The 20,585-nt window shown below is 71.8% G+C and carries 1 protein-coding gene (only partly in view); it reads right to left on the reverse strand.

All coding sequences use genetic code 11. From position 1 onward, the window contains the following. Positions 1-20,585: the end of a hypothetical protein gene (locus ACFYTT_RS08165; RefSeq protein WP_387258117.1), read on the reverse strand. The gene runs 30,928 nt beyond the window's last position; only the last 20,585 of its 51,513 coding nucleotides appear in the window; its start codon lies off the right edge, out of view; it ends in the stop codon at positions 1-3.

The raw sequence follows: 20,585 nt of genomic DNA on the forward strand, positions 1-20,585 counted from the left end.
TTATGGCCGCCGGGACGTCCCCGGCGGGCAGACGAAGAGCGATAGATTGAGCGCGGCCAGCTGTTCGTGGTACTCCGGCCTGCGTCTCCCCAGCACGCCGAGGGATCGGCTCGCGTCCAGCTTGTGCGCTTCGAGATCGACGACGAGGTCGACCGGCATGACGTGGGGGCCCGGCCGACCGTCGAGGATGGCACGTACCCGGTCCAGCAACGCTACGGCTGCACGTTCGACGCTCGTCGGTCCCGCGTCATGGACCCGGTTGGAGAACATCCGGATCGTCGCGGTATCACCACCGCCGATGGAGCGGACGAGCAGATTGGCGCGGGCGCTGGCAGCGGCGTGCCACCCGGGCCCACCGCGCCAGGGAACGGGGGCGACTGTTCCCGCCGCAGCTGTCGGAGGCACGGGACGCCGGGCCGGCGGGGCTGCCCGGAGGGCGGCGAGCGTCGCGAGGTCCCCGCCAATCGCCGAACTCCCCAGCGTCTGTCGGACGAGAGTGATGAGGTCGACCAGGTCGGGGTAGGGGTCTGCATCGCGCGCGTCGGCATTGCGCACGACGTCCGTAAGTGCCTGCAGATCGACGTGATTCGGCTTTAGGGCGAGACCCTTCGCCCGCGCCCAGCGTGCGGTCACGTCAGCCAACTTGGGCCGGCGGTCGGTGGCAACGGAGCGCAGAACCTGGGTAAGGCGGCTCACCCCGATCAGGTCCTCCGCATCCGCATTGTGCCTGAAGACGAGGACGGTGTCCTTAACGAGGGAATCGATCTCCTCCGCGACATCACCCCAGGGGTGGATGAGGATGCGGCTCAGCGAACGGAGGTGCCTCGGCCGGATCTCGCCGAGCATCGGCAGACGACGCCGCAGCAGGGCGGCGACCGCCTGTCGCAACGAGGACAGGTCCAGCGGCAGCCCCTGCGGCAGCACGGTGAACATCCGCGCCAGACCGACCAGGTCCGGCTCTTCGAGATATGCACCGAAAACGACCTGACCCAGCCGCTGCATGTGCAGGAATCGACTCCTCACCTCAGTGGGCGCGATGGGTGTGCGGAACGTTGCGACGACGTCGATGGCGACCCTCGCTCGGCTGGCCTGGGCCACATCGAGGCCACCAACCAGTAGTCCCTGCGACGACAGGACCGGCACGGCACGGCCGAGTCGCGAGATGTCTCCCGCCTTGAGCTCTCTATCGAAGATCATCTCGGCTCTGGTCACATGGTTGCCGAGCGCGGCCCGATTCCGATCCGGCGAGTCGGTGGGGCTGATCAATGCCTCCAGCGCCGCCACGTCGCCCCACGACAATCTGACCGAAGGCGTCCGCGCACCGAGCTGACCGACGGCGACCTCGATCTGATCCCACGTGTACGGACGGTGATCGCGGCCCAGCACCAGCAGGAGTCGACTCATCCGTGCCAGATCGTTCGCGGTGAACATAGGCCCGAACACGGCAGCGGTGACGTAGGCGATGTCGGACAGCACCTGTTCCGCATCCGCGTCGCGGGGCGGATCGGCCTCCACCCCCAGGTTCCGGGCCAACTCCGTGATCCGGTGCGCGCCCCCGGCCACGTCCGCCAGCCGTTCGGCGACCTGCCGGACCGACACCCGCTCCGGTGCGGTGTTCGCCCCACGGAACCGGTCACTGAGCTGCGCCCACCGCACTGGCGACCACAGTTGGCCGTCCGCCACCCGGACCCAGGCATTTGGGAACCACCGCTGGACCTGGCGCGCGGTCGGTCCGGCCAGGTTTGCTCCGCGCACGTCCACCATGATGATCTGCCGTCGCAGCGCCGGGTCCAGTCGCAGGTTCACACTTTCCAGCAGGCCCATCGCCAGAACCGGTCGGCGTCTCTCGGGGACCTGCGCCAGCAACGGTGCGACCGCCGACAGGGAGAGCCGGCTGGGAATGTCCTGAAGGCCGACCACCAACCGCAGCGTGCCCTGCCAGATGCGGCGCAGGTCGGTTGCCTCTCGGCCCGCCCCCTCGGCCGAACCGTCCAGCGACGCCAGTTGGCGAAGGAGATCGCTCTCCACCTCGACGAGATCGACCGCGCTGACCAACTTCTGCACTGAGCGTTCGAGGACGACCCGCCGGTAGCCCCTACGCACCCTCGTTCGGAGCCACTCCTCGTCCTGTTCGACCTCGGCGCGGAACCATGGATTGGCATTGCCGAAGCCCCGCCCCTCCCCGACCCGCAGCGCGACGTGGGTCAGATGCCCTTCGTTGGTGTCGACCGCAGTGAATTCCGTGGTGATGTCGAGCGCCTCGGCCATTCCGATGATCCGGCCGGGATTCGGGCGGAGGACGTTGTCCAGCAGCTCCCGCACGGTGAATCTCGCGCCTCGCGGCCGGTCGTCCAGCAGGTTACGCAGTTCACCCGGGCCAACGTTCCGGTCCAGGTTGGTGCCGTAGCGCCGACGATAGTGGTCGGCGAACAGGCGCTGGATCCGGGCGGCGTTCGTCGCCAGGAACTGCCGCAACTCCTGCGGAAGCGCCATCAGCGCGGCATGGAACGTCTCCCGGGTGGCCCACAGCATCAGGCTCTTCGGCTGTGTTCCGACCTGGTAGAACCTCGATGCGACCGCACCGACGCGCGTGTATTCGTGGGCCAGGTGACCCGCGAGGGTCGTGGCCAGGGAGGGCATGGTCAGATCGGGGCGCAGGCCGCCGTTGAACTCCGTGGCGATCAGCCGGCCGAAGTCCAGACCTTCGTCGAGCAGGGCCAGCTTGTGGACGGACGTTTCGGGGTGGTACCGGCGTTGATGGTCGACGAGGTCTTCCAGGAAGCGGTACATGTCCTCGACCGGCAGACCGTAATTGTGCTGTAACCCCGCGGCGTAACGCCTGGAGGGAACGATCAACATCTCCCGGAAGGAGGAGTCGACCGCCCAGCCCGAGAACGCCTCGCCGATGGTGACAGGCTGCGATGCTCGTCGAATCGCGTCAGCGGTCGTCCGGGCCACGGAGCGCGGGTCTGCACCCACCTCTTCGTCGTCCAGCACGAGTGTCGCCGGTTCGACGATCTCCAGAAGCGTGCCCCAAAGTCCATCCGCGTCGAGACGGAATCCGTCCCTGGACGTCGCGATCCGTCTGGCGTTGCGAGGCGACGCGTCACCGGGCCACCTGAGGGTGGACGTCTCCAGTTCCTTGCCGCCCCGTCCGCCACGCAGCCGGCCAACCGTCTCCCACCGGCCGTTGCCCGCCCATCCGTAGTCCCGGTCCGGCAGCCCGGTTTCCGGGTCGAGGCCGTGCAGACCGCTCTCGTCGACCAGCACCTGCACCGGCCGGAAGGTCGTGCCACCCCGGCCCTCCTCGGCGACGTGAATGACGGTCGAGGTCTCCGCGTGCGCCGCCATTCTTCGCCGGAGCCGGACGGCCTCCCGCCGGGCCACGTCGGCCAGCGCGTTCGTTCCCGACGCGACCCCCGTCAGCCCGGCCAGGGCACGATGGCGCGTGAGGGCGGACGTCGGTGCCGTACCGGTCGGCGGCGTGGCCGCGTCGGCCTGCTCGCCGTCACCGGCCGTCAACGAGCGCGGCGGCTGCACCTTGAAGTCCAGGCCGAACCGGTGGTCGAGTTCCTCGGCCCGGACCGACAGCTTCGGGAACCATCGGGTGCCCAGGCCGACCGGCCGGAACACCACCGGCCCGTCGAACGCGTCCGGGTCGGCGGCCCGCAGCCGGTCGAGCAGCACCGTCAGCCAGGCCGCACCGCCGGGCACGCCCACCGCCGGGTCCTGCTGCCGGGGCCTGCCGTCCTCGCGGGCCGGGTAGCCGACCACCACCCCGTCCGGCGACGGCTCCTCGGCACGGACACCGCCGAGCGACCACACCCGTGCCTCCGACGAGGGCCGCGCCGAGCCGATCCAGTCGTCGATCGTCGCGTGGGTCTGCGTCACCCGCCGGGCCAGGTCGTCGGCGTCGACCGCCCCGGCGGCCAACTCCAGCGCCGTCACCAGCCAGTCGAACGCCAGCGGCTCGTCCGGCGCCGGTGCGGGCAGGCCCCACAGCCGGTGTACGAGGGCGGTGAGACGGGCCGGATCCACGCCGCCGGTCGGTCCGCCCAGGGCGAGGAGCCGTCCGGCTGCGGTCAGCCGGGGCCAGCTCAACCCACCGATGCCGTACGCGAGCGCGGCGACGAAACCGGCGTCGAGCAGGGCCGAAGGGCGGCGCGGGTCGACACCGACCGCCTCGGCCAGGTGTGACCAGGACAGGCGGACCGCAGGTGGCTCGCTCGACGTGGTGGCCGCCTGGTCACCGATGGCGCGTACCAGGTCCGGCAGGCCGAAGGCGATGCCACCGTCGTCGCCGGGCCACTGGTAACGGCCCGGGTCGACCTGCCCGAACAGGGCATCGATCAGGTCGGAGGTGCCCACTGTCGGTGCGAGCCGGTCGGGGAAGGCCGGTCGACCGGCCACCACGTCCGGAACCCGCAGCGGGTGCGGATGCACGCTGTCGCCCCCGGTCAGGGCCCGGCTGACCCGGCGAGCCAGCACCACCGCAGCCCAGGGTGCGGGCTCGTGCGTCGGTCCCGCGCGCAGGGTCAGCTCGTCGTCGAGGCTCAGCCACCAGTCGTCGTGGTCGACGAGCGCGTAGCCGTCACCCCGGGTGGACGGCAGCGTCAGGCCCGGACCGGGCCGCAGCACCGAGTACGCCGCCGCGCGGAACGGCCGGAACTCGAACTCGGTGGCCGTCGCACCGAGGCTGTCCCACCCGCCGGCACGCAGCGGACGGATCCACCCCGATCGCACCGGCACCTCGGCCAGCGCATCGCGCCCCAGCAGCAGCGTCCGATTCCCGCCGAGTTGGTCGGCCAGTTCCACGGCCTGATCGGTCGTCAGCGGTGCCGCCGGCAGCACCTCCACCATCGCGTGTGCCCTGAGGCGATCGGGCAGCACGTCCAGCGCCGCCTGCACCGCCGATGCGGCGGCAGCCGCCCGGGCGTCCACCACCACCCGCAGGCGGCTCGGGTGCGCCGGGCGTTCCGGCAGGTCACCGAGGGCCTGGCGGTCGGGGCCGACGTAGAGGCCGTCGGGGCGGGCCAGCAGGTGTCGTCCGGGCGGTGCGGTGAGGTCCACGTCGGCCAGATCCACCCGCCAGTCCCGGACCGAGCCGAAGGCCGACGAGGTCAGCTCCAGCTCGTCCACCTGCGTCTGGGCCAGCGACGCGAGGTGCAGGGCGGAGGCGGTCGTCGCACGCTCCCAGGTCTGCTCGCGGGCGACACCGAGCCAGGCCAGCGTCCGGGGGCTGAAGCCGGGCGTCTCCGTCGCGTCGGCCAGTCGCCGGTCGGCGTCACGGGCGTCCTGGTGCAACCGCTCCCGGGCCGGTCGACGGACCGAGTCGCCGTGCTCGGGGTCGTACAGGTCCTGCCGCAGCGCCGTGGCCAGGCCGTGCCGGTCGTCGTCGACGGGCAGCGGGTTCGTGCGGGCCGCGTCCAGCGCGGTCTCGTCGGTCACCCCCTGCGTGACCTGCTGCCAGGAGCGGTCGTCTCCGGTGCCTGCGACCAGGCGGTACACGAGGAAGTGCTGCGCGGCGACCAGCACCTCCCGCCGCAGTCCGACGAGCATCCGGTCCGGCTCGTCCAGCACCACCCGCACGGTCCAGGCGGAACGGTCGAAGGCCACGCCGAGGATGCCGTCGGTGTCCGGCGGCAGCAGGTCGGCCGAGGGCGACGGCATCTGCTCGACGGTGGCCAGGTGAACGACCAGTTCCCGCAGCGCGTCCTCGGCGGCGGTGACAGCGGCATCGCCCGCCCCCGTGACGGCCGTGCTCTGCCAGGCTCGCAGCAGCGTGTCGAAGTGGGTCCGGGCCAGGTCGTGGGAGGCCCGCTGCACCTCGGGAGCGGCCATGGCGAACCCGCTGGCCGGGTGCGGGTCGACCGACGGGGGCGGTGCCGACGGCTGCCCGACGGCCGGCACTCCGGTCAGCTCGGGTCCGATCCGCGCCGGATCGCCGCCGTCGGCCGGGTACCGCCAGAACGCCGCCAGATCATGCCGCAGCGCGTACTCGCCGGTCGGGTCGAACCCGACGTGCAGCGCCCGCAGCCGCCCCGGCTCACTCTGGACCCAGCCGTCGCTGGCGTACACGTCCACGCCCAGGATGCGGCGGAGCGTGTCGGCGAGGCGGGTGGACCAGGAGTCCGTCGCGCAGTCGCAGATCGCCAGCGCCAGCGGCTGTCCCCGCCGCCCCGGCGTCATCCGGATGATCTCGGCGAACCGGGCCACCGAGACGTGCCGACCGTTGATGCGTACGCCTCGGGCGTCGCCGTGCAGGGCGGCCACGAAGGCGCCGGGGATGGCCGACAGCGACTGCGGCACGGCGGTTCCCGGGCCGCTCGCCTCGGGTGACCAGTACCGCCCACCGGGGAAGCCGACTCCCGCGTCAGCGAACTCTCCGCCGACGCCGCCGTACAGTGCGGGCGTGGACGGGGCCGGCAGGTCGCCGTCGTCCGAGGCGCGCGACGCGTCGTCGACCGCCCACACGTCGCCGGACACCTGGCCACCGACCCGGTCCTTGCGGCTGCCGCGCGATGTCGCAGTGGAATCCCCGGCCGTCTCCGGCGCGCTGCCCACCGCCGCCCAGGCCGCCGGCAGGTCCGCCACCCGGACCGGCAGGTCGCCTCGGGTGTTCTTGGCGTGCTCCACGGCCGCCAGCAGCCGCCTCAGCTCGCTGTCGGTGACCGTTGCGGAGTCGCCACCGCGCAGCGCCCACACCGCCAGGTCGAAGCGGTTGCCCCACTGGACCGGGCGCCTGTCCTCCGCCGCCAGCGCGGCCGAGAGTCGGCGCACCGAGGCGACCTGCGTGACGGTGGTCCGCGTGCCGAACAGCGCCCGCGCCCACACGCCCAGGGTGAGCAACGACTCCTGCTCGTCGCCGTGCGCCGGCAGGCCGTCGTTGAGCAGCCGGCCGAACCGTTTACGCAGGCTGGTTCCGTGTCGCAGACCGGTCTGTTCCGCCAACCAGCCCGGTGCGGCGTCCAACGGAGCGAGACCCGTCAGCCAGTCACGCAGTGTCCGCCGCCAGTTCTGCACCAGTTCCTGGGTGGCCGGGTTGCCGGGCGGCTCGAACGCCCACACCTGACGCCGGAGCCGCCGCGCGTCCGCGCCGGTCCCGCCGTGCGCGAGGATGGCCCGCGCCACCGCCCTGACCTCGGCGACGCTGCCCGTCCAGAGTGGGTCGTCGGCGAAGATCTCCCGCCGTACGGCGGTGACAAGTTCATCCCGGTCCACCGACGTTCGGCCGATCTCCAGTGCCCGGACGAGGTGCACCAGGCCCACCAGGTCCCCCGCCGTCGGCTGCGTATCGTCCGACGGGCCGAAGACGGACCAGACGGCTCGGAGGGTGTCGCGTACGGCGGCCACGGCGCCGTCGTCGGCAGCCTGCCGGATCACCTGGGTCAGCGCCTGAACGTCGACGTAGGCCAGTTGGAGCGGCCTGCGGCCGGCCGGCGCCTCCAGGCGACTCACCAGATCGAAGACGTCGTCCAGCCTGAGGTTCCATCGGCGAGGGCCGGACAGGAGGCCGATCAGGCGTCCCAGCCCGACCATGTCGTCGGCGGTGGCCGTCGGGCCGAACAGGACGCTGGTGTCCCGAGCCAGCATGTGGAGCATCTCCACCGCCTCGTCACGGAAGTGATAGAGGGTCCGGGCCAGCCAGCGCAGGTGTCGCGGCTCCACCTCGGAGATCCGCAGATGCTCGAAGATCAGTCGTCGGAACGGTGGGATCAACGCGGCCGGATCGTCGAGTCTCGGCCGGTCCGGCAGCACGGAAACCAGCCGTGCCGTACCGACGAGCTCCGCCGCTTTGGCCTCGTCGTCGAAGAGCCGCGCGGCAAGTGCCCGCACCTCGCGCAGCAGGTCGACCGTCACTGGTTCGCGCTTGTCCAGATCGGTGATGAGCGTGGCCGTCAGGGCGACATTGGTTCCGCGAAGCTGTGCCGGGTCGCCGCCGGTGACGGCGCTGACGGCCTGCCGCAGGTCGGTCTCCCCGACGAAGGTCCGCCCGGTGAAGACCTCGATGGTTCGACCCAACCGGGCCAGGCTGCCCTCGCGCGGCTCGGGGCCGTACACCCAGCGAGCCAGCGCCGCCGCCGCACGCAGAAGTGCATCCGCCGCCCGCCGGTCGCCGTCGGCCAGCACCTTCAGCAGCCAGCGAACGTCCGGCACGGACAACGTCACGGTCCACGGCTGGTCGGCGGAGAGCCCGCCGACCGCCGCTTCGAGGTCACCCCAGGTCACCACGCGGTGCTCCGGGCGCAGCGCCGTCAGCAGCCCGGCGAGGCGCTCCAGGTCGGCCCGGTCGAACGTGGGCCCGGAGACCGCCGCGGTCAGGTACGCCAGATCGTGCAGCGCCTCCCGGGCGTCGGCGCCGGTGGCCGGGTCGTCGGTCAGCCCCAGACCGCGCGCGAACCCGGTCAGCCGGTGTCGGTCCCCGGCCAGCTCGTCCAGGCGCCGGGTCACCTCGCGCACCGGCACCCGGACCGGCGCGCTGTTGGCCCCCGCGAACCGGTCGCTGAGCTGCGCCCAGCTCGGTGGGAACTGGACCGGCTCGTCGACGACACGCAGTTCCGCCTTCGGGAACCACTGGTGGATCTTGGGCCACGACCGCTCGGGCAGGTCGACCGCGCGCAGGTCGACGATCTGGATCCGGCGGCGCAACGCGGGGTCGAGCCGCAGGTGCACGCTCTCCAGCACTGCCGTCGCCAGGTCGATGCGCCGCTGTGGCGGCACCCGGTCCAACACGTCGCCGGCCGCCGAGAGGTCGAGCCGGTCCGGGTGCTCCAGCAGCCCGGTCAGCAGCCGGAGTGCGCCCTGCCAGACCGGTCCGGGCCCGGCCGGGCCGCCCGGGGCCGGTTCACCGGACGCCACCTGGCGTCGCAGGTCCGCCACCAGGTCGGCCAGCTCGACGGTGGGCGGGGCGGCCGACGCCGTACGCGCGAAGGCGACCTTCTGGTATCCCCGGCGAACCCGCCGCCACAGCCATTGGCCGTCACGTTCGAGGACCGAGGAGAACATCGAGTGCGCCAGCCCGAAATTGCGTCCCTCGCCGATGCGCAGCCCGACATGGCGCAGGTGACCCTCGTTGGTGTCGATCTCGTCGGTGTAGGTCCGGATGTTCAGCGCCTCGGCCGGCGTGATCGCTCGGTCGGGGTTGGTGCGGACCACGTTGTCAAGCACCTGGCGCAGGGTGAACGACTTACCCGGCACCTCGACGTCCAGCAGGTCCGCGCCGCGTCCGGCCTGCGAGAGCTGTTCGGCGTGGTGGGTCCGGTATCGCGTGAGGAACTGCTCCTGCACCCACTCGGCGTGGGTGTGCAGGTAGCGCCGCAGCTCGGCCGGAAGCGCGGCGAGCGCGGCCCGCCAGGTCTCCCGGGTGGCCCAGAGCAGCAGGTTCTTCGGCCGGTGTTCCCTGGTGTGGTAGGCCGACGCGACCGCGCCCACCCGGGTGTACTCCTGCGCCAGGTAACCGGCCAGGGTGGTGGCGGGCGACGGCCGGCTCAGGTCCGGCTTCACGCCGCCGTTGAACGCGGTGGCGACGTACTCACCGAAGACGAGGCCCTGCGTGGTCAGCGCGGCGGCCTTCCCGAACGCCTGGTTCCTGGTCTGGTCGTGGTAGTCGACCAGGTCCCCGAGGAACTCGTGCATGTCCTCGACCGGGAAGCCGTAGTTGTGTTGCACGTACGGCTGCTCAGCCAGCGGGGTGAGCGGCATGTCCCGCATCTCGGGTGCCACCGTGTAGTCCGGGAAGAGGGAGCCGAGCGTGCCTGACCGGGTGGCGCGTCGGACCGCCTCGGCCGTGGCGGCGTGTACGGCCGCCGGGTCGGCCCCGACCACCTCGTCGTCGAGCACGAGCAGCGGCGGCTCCACCACCTCCAGGATGCCGCCGGCGTCACCGTCGGCGTCCAGCCGGAGCCCCTGCGACGAGCGGGCGATGTCCCGGCGGCCTCGCCCTCGGCCCGGGTCGGTGCGTTTGAGGAGGACCGGCAGCTCCAGCTCCCGGGCTCCCCGCCCGCCGCGCAACCGCAGGATCGGCTCGGCATGGGCGCGGGGAGGCTGCACCTGGAAGCTCTGCGACAGCCGGTGGTCGAGTGCGGCGGCCTGCCGACGCAGTTCCGGAAGCCACCGGGCGTCGATGCCGACCGGTCGGACCACCACCGGGCCGCCGAACAGGTCGGGATCGGCGGCGCGGGCCCGGTCGAGCAGGACCGTCAGCCAGCCCGCCCCACCGGGCACACCGATCGCCGGATCCAGGGGGCGCGGCCGGCCGTCGTCGTGGGCCGGGTAGGCGATCACCACCGCGTCCGGCCACGGGTCCTCGCGACCGGTTCCGCCGACTGACCACACCCGGCCGCCGAACAGCGGACGGGCCGAGTCGATCCAGGCGTCAACCGTCGCGTAGAGCTGCCGCCTGCGGTGGGCCAACTCGGCGAGGTCGGCGGCGCCCGGCGCCAGTTCGACGGCGACCACCAACCAGTCCCGGGCCAGCGGTGTGTCCGGGTCCGGGTCGGACAGTCCCCACAGCTCGTGCAACAGGGCGTTGAGCTGGGCCGGGCTGCGATACCAGGCGTCCGCCGGACCGGCGGAGAGCGTGCGGTCGAGGGCGACGAGCTGCCGGACAGCGGTCACCCGGGCCGCGGTCAGGCCGCCGATGCCGTACGCGAGCGCGGCCACGAACCCGACGTCGAGCAGCGCCAGCGCGTCGCCGGAGTCGACGCCGACGGATTCGGCCAGCCACCCCCATGCCTCGCGGGCCGTGTCCGGCGGCGTGTCCGACGCGACACCGGCCAGGTCACCGAGCGCGTACACCAGGTCCGGCAGCGCGAACCCGAGATCGCCGGCACCGCCGGACCAGACGTAGCGTGTCGGGTCGACCGGGCCGAGCAGGTCCGGACCGGCGGTGTCCGGCGCGGCGGACGACGTGGGCATCGGCGGCGGTGCGGACACGTCGTCCGGCGTCCGGAGCGGCGCCGGGTGGAGGTCGTCGCCCCCGGCCAGTGCCCGCGCCACGCGGCGTGCCTGCGCCAGCGCAGCCCACGGGGCCGGGCCGGGCACGGTGCCGTCCAGCGACAGTTCCTCGTCCAGGATCAGCCAGTGGTCGCGCTCACCGGCGAGCCGGTAGGTCCCGTCCGACCGACGCGGCAGGTGCAGGGACGGGCTGAGGCGCAGCGTCGACGGCGGTGCGGCGTCCCTCGGGCGGAACTCGAACTCGGTGGCAGTCGCCACGAGGCTGTCCCAACCTCCGGCGCGAAGTGGCCGGACCCGCTCCGACCGGGCCGGTACACCGGTCACCGCGTCCCGGCCGAGCAGCAGGGACCGGCCGGAGCCGCCGAGCCGGTCCGCCAGCTTGATCGCGGTGGCGGTGTCCAGCGGTGCGGGCGGTAGCAGTTCCACCATCACCCGGTCCGCGAGGTGACCGGGCAGCGCCTGCACCGCCGCCCGCACCTGCCGCCGTGCCCGGCGGAGCGACCCGGCGTCCCGGGCGTCCACCACCAGGCGCAGCCGCGACGGATGTGCCGGGCGGTTCGGTAGCTCACCCAGCCGCTGCATGTCGGGGCCGACGTACAGGCCGCCGGGCCGGGGCAGCAGCCACTGGCCGGTCGGTGCGTCGATGTCGGCACCGAGCAGGTCGGTGCGCCAGTCCCGGGCCGAGCCGAGCTGCGACGCGGCCAGTTCGAGCGCGTCCGCCTGGGTCTGCGCCAGCGAGCTGCGGTACGACTCCACGGCGTGCGCGAGCCGCCGCCACGCCTCGTCCCGTGCCTCCGCCAGCCGTCGGCGTACTCGCGGGCTGAACCCGGGGACGCTCCCCGCGTCGGCCAGCCGACCGTCGGCATCGCGGGCCGCCTGGTGCAGCCGCTCCCGCACCCGGCGGTGGGCCACGTCACCCTGCTCGGGGTGGTGCAGATCGTGCCAGAGTGCCGCGGCCAGTCCCGACTGGGCGCCCCCGACGAACAGCGGGAACCGACGGGCGTGCAGGGCGACCCGGTCGGCGGCCTCCCGACCGGCCTGCCAGTCACCGGTTCCCGCCATCAGGCGGGACACCAGGAAGTGCTGCGCCGCCGCCAGCGCCCCGCGCCGTAGGTCAACCAGCATGCGGTCCGGCTCGTCCACCATCACCCGCACCGTCCAGGCAGCCGGGTCGAAGCCGGCGGTCGGGCCGGTCGGTGGCAGAAGTTCGACCGAGGGTGACGGCATCTGCTCGGCAACGGCCAGGTGGTCGGCCAGTTCCTGCAACGCCGACTCGGCGGAGGACACGACCGCATCAGTGTCGGACGTCGACGCCGGCTCGGCAGGTGCGACGGCCGCCCCCGCGACGGCCGTGCTCTGCCAGGCGCGGGTCAGCGCCTCGAAATGGGTCCGGGCCAGGGCGTGTGAGGCCCGCTGCACCTCAGGGTCGGACAGGGGGAACCCGCTCGCGGGGTCCGGGTCGAACGGCTGCGGCGGTGCCGGGAGAGCTCCGGTGGCCGGTACGGCGGTCAGGTCCGCCCCGACCTCGACCGGGTCACCACCGTCGGCCGGGTAGTGCCAGAACGCCGCTGGCCGCAGCGAGATCCTTGCGGAACCGTTCGGGGCCGGCTGGTCGAGCCCTCGCTCGTGGTCCGGTTCGAAGCCCACGTGCAGGGCCCGCAACCGCCCATGCCCGGTCTCCGCCCAACCGTCGCTGGCGTACACGTCCACCTGCAGGATCCGCCGCAGCCTGTCGGCGAATCGGCTCGACCAGCTGTTCGTAGCGCAGTTGCAGACCGCCAGCGCCAGCGGCTGCCCCCGCCACCCCGGCGTCTGACGGATGGCCTCGGCGAAATGGGCCACCGAGACGTGCCGGCCCCGGATCCGTACGCCACGGGCGTCGCCGTGCGTCGCGACCACGAAGGCACCTGGGATGACCGGCAGTGGCGGCACCCCGGCGATGTCCGGGCCGTCCACCTCGGGTGGCCAGTACTGTCCACCGGGGAACCCGATCCCCGCGTTCGCGAACTCCCCTGCGGCCGGTCCGTCCAGATCACCGACGGTCTGCGAGGCAGGCAGGCCACCGTCGTCCACCGACCGGCTGCCCGACTCGGCAGCCCACACGTTGCCCGGAACCAGGCGGGCGACCTGCTGCTTGAGCGACTGACGCAGATTCCGCAGCGAGGTGGCGGCCTCCTCGGTCTTCGTCCGCGACTGGGGGAAGTCGGCCAGGTGCTTTCTCGCCTCACCCGCTGCCGCACGCGCTCGGCCCACCGTCTCGCGCCAGACAGCACCGAGCCGCGTCAGCTCCGGATGATCGTGCGTCAGATCCGCGGCGAGCGCCGGTATGGTGGCCGGCCCGGCCATCTGTGCCAGGGCCTTCTGGAGTTGCTCCCGCTGGAACGTCTCCCGGTCGTCCGCCCGCTCCACCGCCTCCTGTCCGGCCGACAGGTCGGCTGCAGCGCTCGGGTAGAAGATGTTGCCGCGTTGACTGTGTGCCTGCTCCTCGCGCAGATCCTGGTTGGCCCGGAGGGCTTGCCGGTGGGCGTCGAGATAACTCTCGCGGGCCCCTTGGACCGCTCGGACCGCCGGCAGATACCCGCGGTCGCGGTCGTCGGTCCGTTCCTGGAGCCACTGCTCGACACCGTCGGGCAGCGGGGAGTCACCGCTCTGACCGGTTGTCGCGAACGACTGGGCGAGATGTCGCCATGCCTGCTGCTCGGCCTCGATCCGTTGCGCGAGTTCCTGCCCGGCCACGACGACGCGGTGCCAGGCGTCCTCCGACTCCTGAGCGGCCTTGCGATACGCGGCGGCGGCGTGGTCGACCACGTCGACATACGGCGACAGTGCCTGGGCCAGTGGCACCGTCATCAGGCCGGTGGGGAACGCCTCCCGTTCCCGCAGCCGGAACCAGAAGCCGTCAGGAATGACGACCTCGATGCCCTCGGACCGACCGTCGAGCGTCGCGACGATCCGGTACACGACGTCGGCCCGGTACTCGTACGTACGCCCGATGTCGCGGACGCTGCGGTAGCTGCCCGGTTCACCCTCCCCGCCGGCAGCGTCGTCCTCGGTGTTGGACGTCTCGGTCACACCGGTGAGGGCGAACAGGTCGGTCTCGTTGATCTCACCGTCGCGCTGGTTCCGGTGGTCGAACGAGGTCTGGAAGAGGACGTCCTGGATCCCGCTGTCCGCGCTCTGGTGATCGGTGCCCGCCGGGGTCAGCAGCACCTTGCGACGCTCGATCCGGACGGCCTCGCCCTGTGCCCCGGACACCGAGTGCAGGCGGACGTTACGCAGGTTGGCGAGGAGGCGCGCGTCCACGTCCAGCCAGGTGCCCTCCGCCGCGCTCAGGGTCGAGAGCACCGAGACCGTCGGCAGGGCGAGCCCGGCCTGTTCTCCGTCCACATCCGGCAGGCGACCGGCGGAGTCACGGTCGCTCGCGTCGTTGATCTGGAAGAAGGTGCTGCTCAGGACGGTTCGGGTGAAGAGGGATCCCAGGGTGGCGCTCGCATCGGATCCAGCCACCTGATAGGACGAACCGATTCGGTCCATGCCCGCCAGGTCGCTGCCCGGCAGGCCGGTCCGGCCACTGACCATCATGGTGAGCAGACGCTGCGCCGCGAGCCGCAGCACCTTCGATCCCCACGCCTGGCCGGGTCCGAAGAAGGTGGGCAGGCGAACCGCGAACGGGTCGTTCTTCCACCGGACCAGTCGAGCCGGCTCCACCTCCCACGATGCCAGCAACCGGATCGTCACGATCCCCGGTGACGGGTCCACCCGTTCGATGGCATCCCGGACCGCCGGACGGCTCATCGTCTCCGGAACTCGGACCAGCGGCTGGACCGGGTGACCGGAGACGACCTCGGTGGTCCCGTCGGCGTGCTCGATGACGACCTCCGGGACGAGGTTCATCGCGAATCGCACCGTCGGTCCCGTGGAGGTCACCGTGGTGTGCACGCGCAGCAGGCGCGCCTCGTGGCGGTGTGTGGAACGGCCCCGAGCGGTGCCCGCTGCCGCACCCGGCATCAGGGCGAAGACCGGACCGTGCGACGTGCCGTCGCCGGCCAGTAGTTGCAGCGTCCCCAGGTGTCGCCGGGAGGTCGTGTCGTTCTCCTCCTGCCGGATGTGCGCGATGTGATGGTGTTCGATGCTGACGTCGTGTCGCAGGTCCCGGAAGACGGGTTCGCCCTCCTGCCGCACCCGCACCGAGACCTGCACGACTCGCCGTCCGAGGTACGCCCGCCGGCGCAGCACCAGCGGGATCCCTTCTTCGAGCAGGTCGTCGAGGAAGGCGTTGACGCCGTCGGCGCGGAGCCCGGCCAGCAGGTGCCGCAGACCACCGAGCACGTCGTCGGCGAGATCGGCGGGCAGCACTCCCCGGATCTGCCCGGCGAGACGGTCGTGGAGCAACGCCTTCAGCTCGTCGAGGTCGATCTTGTCTTCCAGGACGTTGACCGTCAGGCCCTGCCCGAGCCGCATCGGCTCGGGCGCCCGCCAGGCCCGCTCCCGTCCCAGTGGCGGCGGCAGCAGTCCCGCCAGAAATCCCGCCGTCGTCGGATCCGCGGGGCCGATCAACAGGGCCAGGTCCTGAAGGTCGGACTCGGCGACGTACACGTACAGCCCGTCGGGGACCGTCGCCTGCCAGGCCGACGACCGCAGCAGCGGACCTCGTCCGTCGGGGAGCATCGTCAGCAGGTCCTCGACGAGGGGTAGTTCGGTGAGCAGGTTGCCCCATCTGGCGGTGGCGAGGGCGATGTACTCCAGGTCCGCCTTCAGCACCAGGTATCGGCCGGTGTGCGACCGGTTGCGCTCCTGCGCGCCGGTGACCTCCCGACGCTCGGCCCGGATCCGCTCCCGGTCGTAGTAGTAGTTGCCGAAGAGACGGCCGGCGAACCGCCCACCGGGGTGGTCGGGGGTCCAGCCGGGCCCGACCACCACGCCACCCGTCCACTTGATGCCACCGCCTCGGGACGCGTGCGCGCCGCTGGTGCCCCGGTAGTAGTCCTCGACGACCAGCGACTCGATGTAGTGCTCCAGTCGCCAGTTCACCGGCGTGATCCGCGCCGCCACTCCGGCGTGCCAGTCGGCGTAGCTGCCGTCTCCGAACAGACCGCCCAGTTGCAACCCGCCAGGCGCGGTGAGTGTGCTGGAGTGTCCCTTCTGTGCCGACTCCTCGAACGACTCCGTCAGCGCCACGTTCACCGGAGTTCCCGAGATGGTCATGATCGGCGAACCATGGCTGACGTCACCCAACGCCCGTTGGGCGAGTTCGCTCAACAGCCCCGGTGGCACGTCCATCGCGTCGACGTGGAAGGCGCGGGTCAGCAGTTCCGGCCGCGCCCCGCCCACGGCCAGTCGGGCGTCGGCGGCGGCGATCTCGAGCGGTTCGGTGTGTGTCGCGGTCGGGACGGTGGCCGGCGTGACGCCGGACTCGACGCGCCAGGACATGTCCGACGGCGTCCACAGACTCACCGTCCCCCGCGCCGGCTCATCCTCGGCCAACAGCCGCTCCGGCGGACTGGCCTGTATCCGCCAGCCACCGTTGGCCCACGCCACGAGCGCCGATCGCCGCCACCGCGCGGGGCGCTGGTGATGCAACCAGAGCGCGTCGAAGTCGAGGTCGAAGTCGAACACCTCCACTCCGGTCGCCCGGTTCGACCACCGGTACGCCAACACCGGCGCGCCGAACCCGCCGGATCGGACCCGCGGCCAACTCACCTTTCCGACCACACCGAACCGACCACCGATATCGGTGAGCAACGACTTCACCGCCACCGCGATCTCGGGGCCGGTCGAGTACGCCTGCTCACGGGAGTGGGTGAAATTCACGAGATCGGTCAGGAACGCGACGTCCACCGGCTTGATCAGGCTCGTGCTTCCGACGTGCCGCCGGTTGCTCAGCGTCCCCTTGACCACGAGCTCGTAGTAGTCGGAGTGCACCACGCCGAACTGCCGGAAGCTCATCCGCGTGCCGTTGCCGATCAGCGGTGACAGGCCACCGCCGATCGACGAGGTCCGCGCCAGGCCGGCGGCCAGGGTGACGTAGTTCTGCACGATCACATCGATGTCCCGCAGGGATCGACCGGACGGCTTCACCGTCCGCCAGCCGGGGAACAGATCCGGCTTGCTCGACTCGAGTTCGCCGAGCAGCCGGTCGTGCAGTTCGCGCATACCGGTCAGGTCGGCCACCACCGAACTGCCGATCGTGGTCGGGTGCTCCCTCATCAGGTACTTCGGCGGTTGGACCACGTCGCCGTTGCTGGGCAGGCGTCCCACGCCCTGCGGTGCGGTCGACTCGCCCTGGTAGCGGTACGTCAGGTCGGTCACTCGCTGCGGGCTGACCACCCGGCCCGGGTCAGCCAGCCGCTGGGCCTCTTCGACCTGCATGCGGATGAGGAGGATCACGTCCGCTTGACCGGCCGGCTCGTCACCCATCGGTTCGACGTCGAACGTGACCTCGACCGCGTACAGGGCCGTCGGGCCGACGGTCTCGGCGAACTTCTGGCCAACGGCACCGCTGCCGGTGGCACCGCCGCGGGTCTGTCGGAACGACTTGGCGAACAACCAGCGCAGACCGCCGGACACGGTCAGGCCGGGCCCCCGGTAACGCGATCCGGGGCCGGCACCCACCGTGCCGCTCAGTCCGTCGATGACCCCGGTCTCGGCAGCCACCTCGATCACTCTGGCGAAGATGTGACGCATCGCCACGTCGTCTGCCTTCTCGGTGACCGAGAGCAGTCGGGCGCGGCCGAAGTGCGCTCGTACCCGCTCGGCCCCGATGGCTTTGCGGGTCTCGTCGTCGGCCAGGACCGGGGTGTACTGGTAGGTGTCCACCATCTCGTGGATCCTGTTGCCGACGTCGCTCCGCTGGGAGAACTCGAACAACGAGGCACGGGCGGAGCCGCCCACCACAAGGGGCTGCGCCACCGTCGAGGTCATCGCCTCGGTCAACGCCGTCGTGTCGCCGACGTCGTCGACGACGAACGCCCGTGGGAGTTCGCCCTGGAAGTCGAGCGTCGGCGGGACATCACCGACGGTCACCGGTTTCCCGACGGGCTGCTTGTCGCTCGATGGCGGGAGCAGCCGCCCGGAGGGGGTACGCCGGAGCTGTTTCAGGTCGACGGCCTGCGGCTCACGTTTGCTCGTCTGGAACGTCACCCGCTGGAAGAGGCGCCATCCCGGCCGGTCGCTCCGGCTCAAGCCGCCGAACGGCCGAACGATCGACGACGAGGACAGGTCGGTCGAGCTGCGGCGGGAAAGAGCTGTCGGCGACTGCTCGCCTGCTGCCTCCGTACCCCACGACCCCTGACGCAACCGTGGGGACGGCTGCTGGTGGCTCGACTCGGAGATCACCGATTCGGCGATGTCGGAGGCGGACCTCCTCGAGTCGGACACGGACACCGACGGTTCGACCGCTCGTGCCTTGCCCTTCGCGTACGCCGTCGGACGCGTCAGGTAGACCGGCACGTCGAGCAGGACCGACTGCGGCATCAGTCGGCTGTGCGGTTCACCGCGTACCGCCTGGCCGGGTTCCGCACCGGGGGCGCTGCTGGTAACCGTCCATCTGCTGTCCGCGCGGAAGGCGGTGGCGGTGGTGCCGCTGCGCAGCATCCGGGTGTGCAGAATCCCCTTCGACCTGCTCATGGTGCTCGCCGGCTCGTTACGGGTGATCGCGACGTGCACGGCGACGAAACCAGCCGTCAGGGCACCGAACAGCGCCGAGAACGGAAGGTGGACGGTACGCGGACGAAGGAACTTCTTGAGGTACTTCTGTTTGCGGGCGGACATGGTGGCGCTGTCCAGCCGCCGGGAGCTTGGCCCCGTCGTCGTATCCTCGACCAGGGTGTTGACCAGCTTCGCACCGACGTGCAGCTCGATCGGGATGCCATCGCGACGCATGAAGTAGCGGTTGCCGTTGACGAGGAAGTCGCGGTACCGGTGTTCGAGGTCGTAGCGCAGCCGCACCATGCCGGGGTCGTGGTCGGGTACGCCGCCCCCGACCGCCGTCCGGACCAGCTCCAACACCTGAGCGGCCTCGGCCGGAAGCAGGGTCGCGTCGGCCGGACCGAGGAGCTGACCCTCGACCATGTGGTGCGGCAACTCCCACCGGTCGGCGATCCGGTGGACGGGCAGGGCGAGTGCCTCGTCGGCGGTGGGGGGCACCTGCTGCGCCGTGGCCGCCCGGTGCCGTTGCTGCCAGGCGTTGAGGACCTGGTGCAGCCGAACCGACCGCCCCGGCTGCTTGAGTTCGTCGACCACGTCCACGAGCGCACGGAGGTCGTCGTTCGTGATCGGCCGTTCGGCGGAGGACCTCTGCCAGCCGCGCAGCAGGGCGATCAGGAGCTCCGGACGCACCCGATCCTGCACACCCGGCGTCCGCCGCCACAGCGGGTCCCGGCGGAGCGCGTCCACCAGCCGCCGCACCCGCTGCAACAGGGCGGCACGCTGCGTCGGGCTGCCCTCGGCGAGTCGTCCCGGGTACAGCTCCTCGGTGAGACCGACGATGTGGAACAGGCGCCGCCGGGCCCAGATCGGAACGTCCGGCCGCCGACCCCACGGACGTAGCCGGGACATCTCCTGTCCCCACTGCGCGGTGCTCGGCTGGTGGTAGAGGCCGATCGCCCGCGCGGTCTCCGACAGCCAGCCCCCGAAGCCGCCGTCGACACCGGCCAACCTGCTCAACAGCTCCCACACCTGCCGGTGCCAGTCGGACAGGTCTGCCCCGAACCCGAACCAGGAGGTCAGCTCCGCGTCGGCCACCGCCCGTTCCAGCTCGCCATCGAACCGACTCAGGTCCGCCCGGAGCAGTGCCAGTGCCTGCCCGACGGTACGGGCCCATTCGTTCTCACCGCCGAAGGCCAGTTCCTGGCGTGCGCTCAGGCTGCGCCGTGCCCGCTCGATCCGGTCGCTGAGCTGCGACCAGCGGCGAGTGAACCGGCCACGGTCTGCGCGGCCCAGGCGGGTCAGTCGGTCCCGTACCTCGGCCGCCGCCACCGGACGCCCCTGGCGTACGAGGGCGTCGAGCGAGACGACGAGTTGCTCCGGACGGTCGCCCCACAGCGCGTGGTACCGATCGCCGTGGGTGCGAAGCAGGTACAGCATCGGGCCGGACTCGCCCCACGCCGGGTACGACCTGATCCGGCCCGGCTGAATCTCGTCGAAGGCCTGCAACCGGAACGCCTCGCTGCCGCCGAGGCCACGGACGGTGAGCTGGAGCCACTCGAAGATCTCCTGGTCCCAGTCCAGTCCGGCGGGTACCGCTCCGGCGAACTGCAACAGGCGTGCCGAGGTTGGCACCCGCTGGACACCGGTGGCCACCACCAACTCCCGCATCGCCTGCAGCACGGCCCGCGACGACGACCCGCCCATGCCCGGCGACAGCGCCTGCGGCAGTCGGGGAGCAGTCCCCTCCCGCTGGTACTCACCGTCGTCGGTCACCGGCCAGAGGTCGTCGTGCGGCGGCGCCGTCGGTGCCGGCAGCAGATGGGTCGACGGCCCGGACCAGAGCGGGGCGTACGTGCCGTCGTGGGAGTCACGCACCAGGTGGAAGAGCGGACCGAGTTCGCCCTGGACCGGTTCGGTGGTGACGGTCTCGCCGTCGGTCACGAAGACCTGCGTCCGGAAGCCGAACTCCTGCCCCATCACCC

Source organism: Micromonospora sp. NPDC003816 (assembly GCF_042874705.1).
Lineage (GTDB): Bacteria > Actinomycetota > Actinomycetes > Mycobacteriales > Micromonosporaceae > Micromonospora.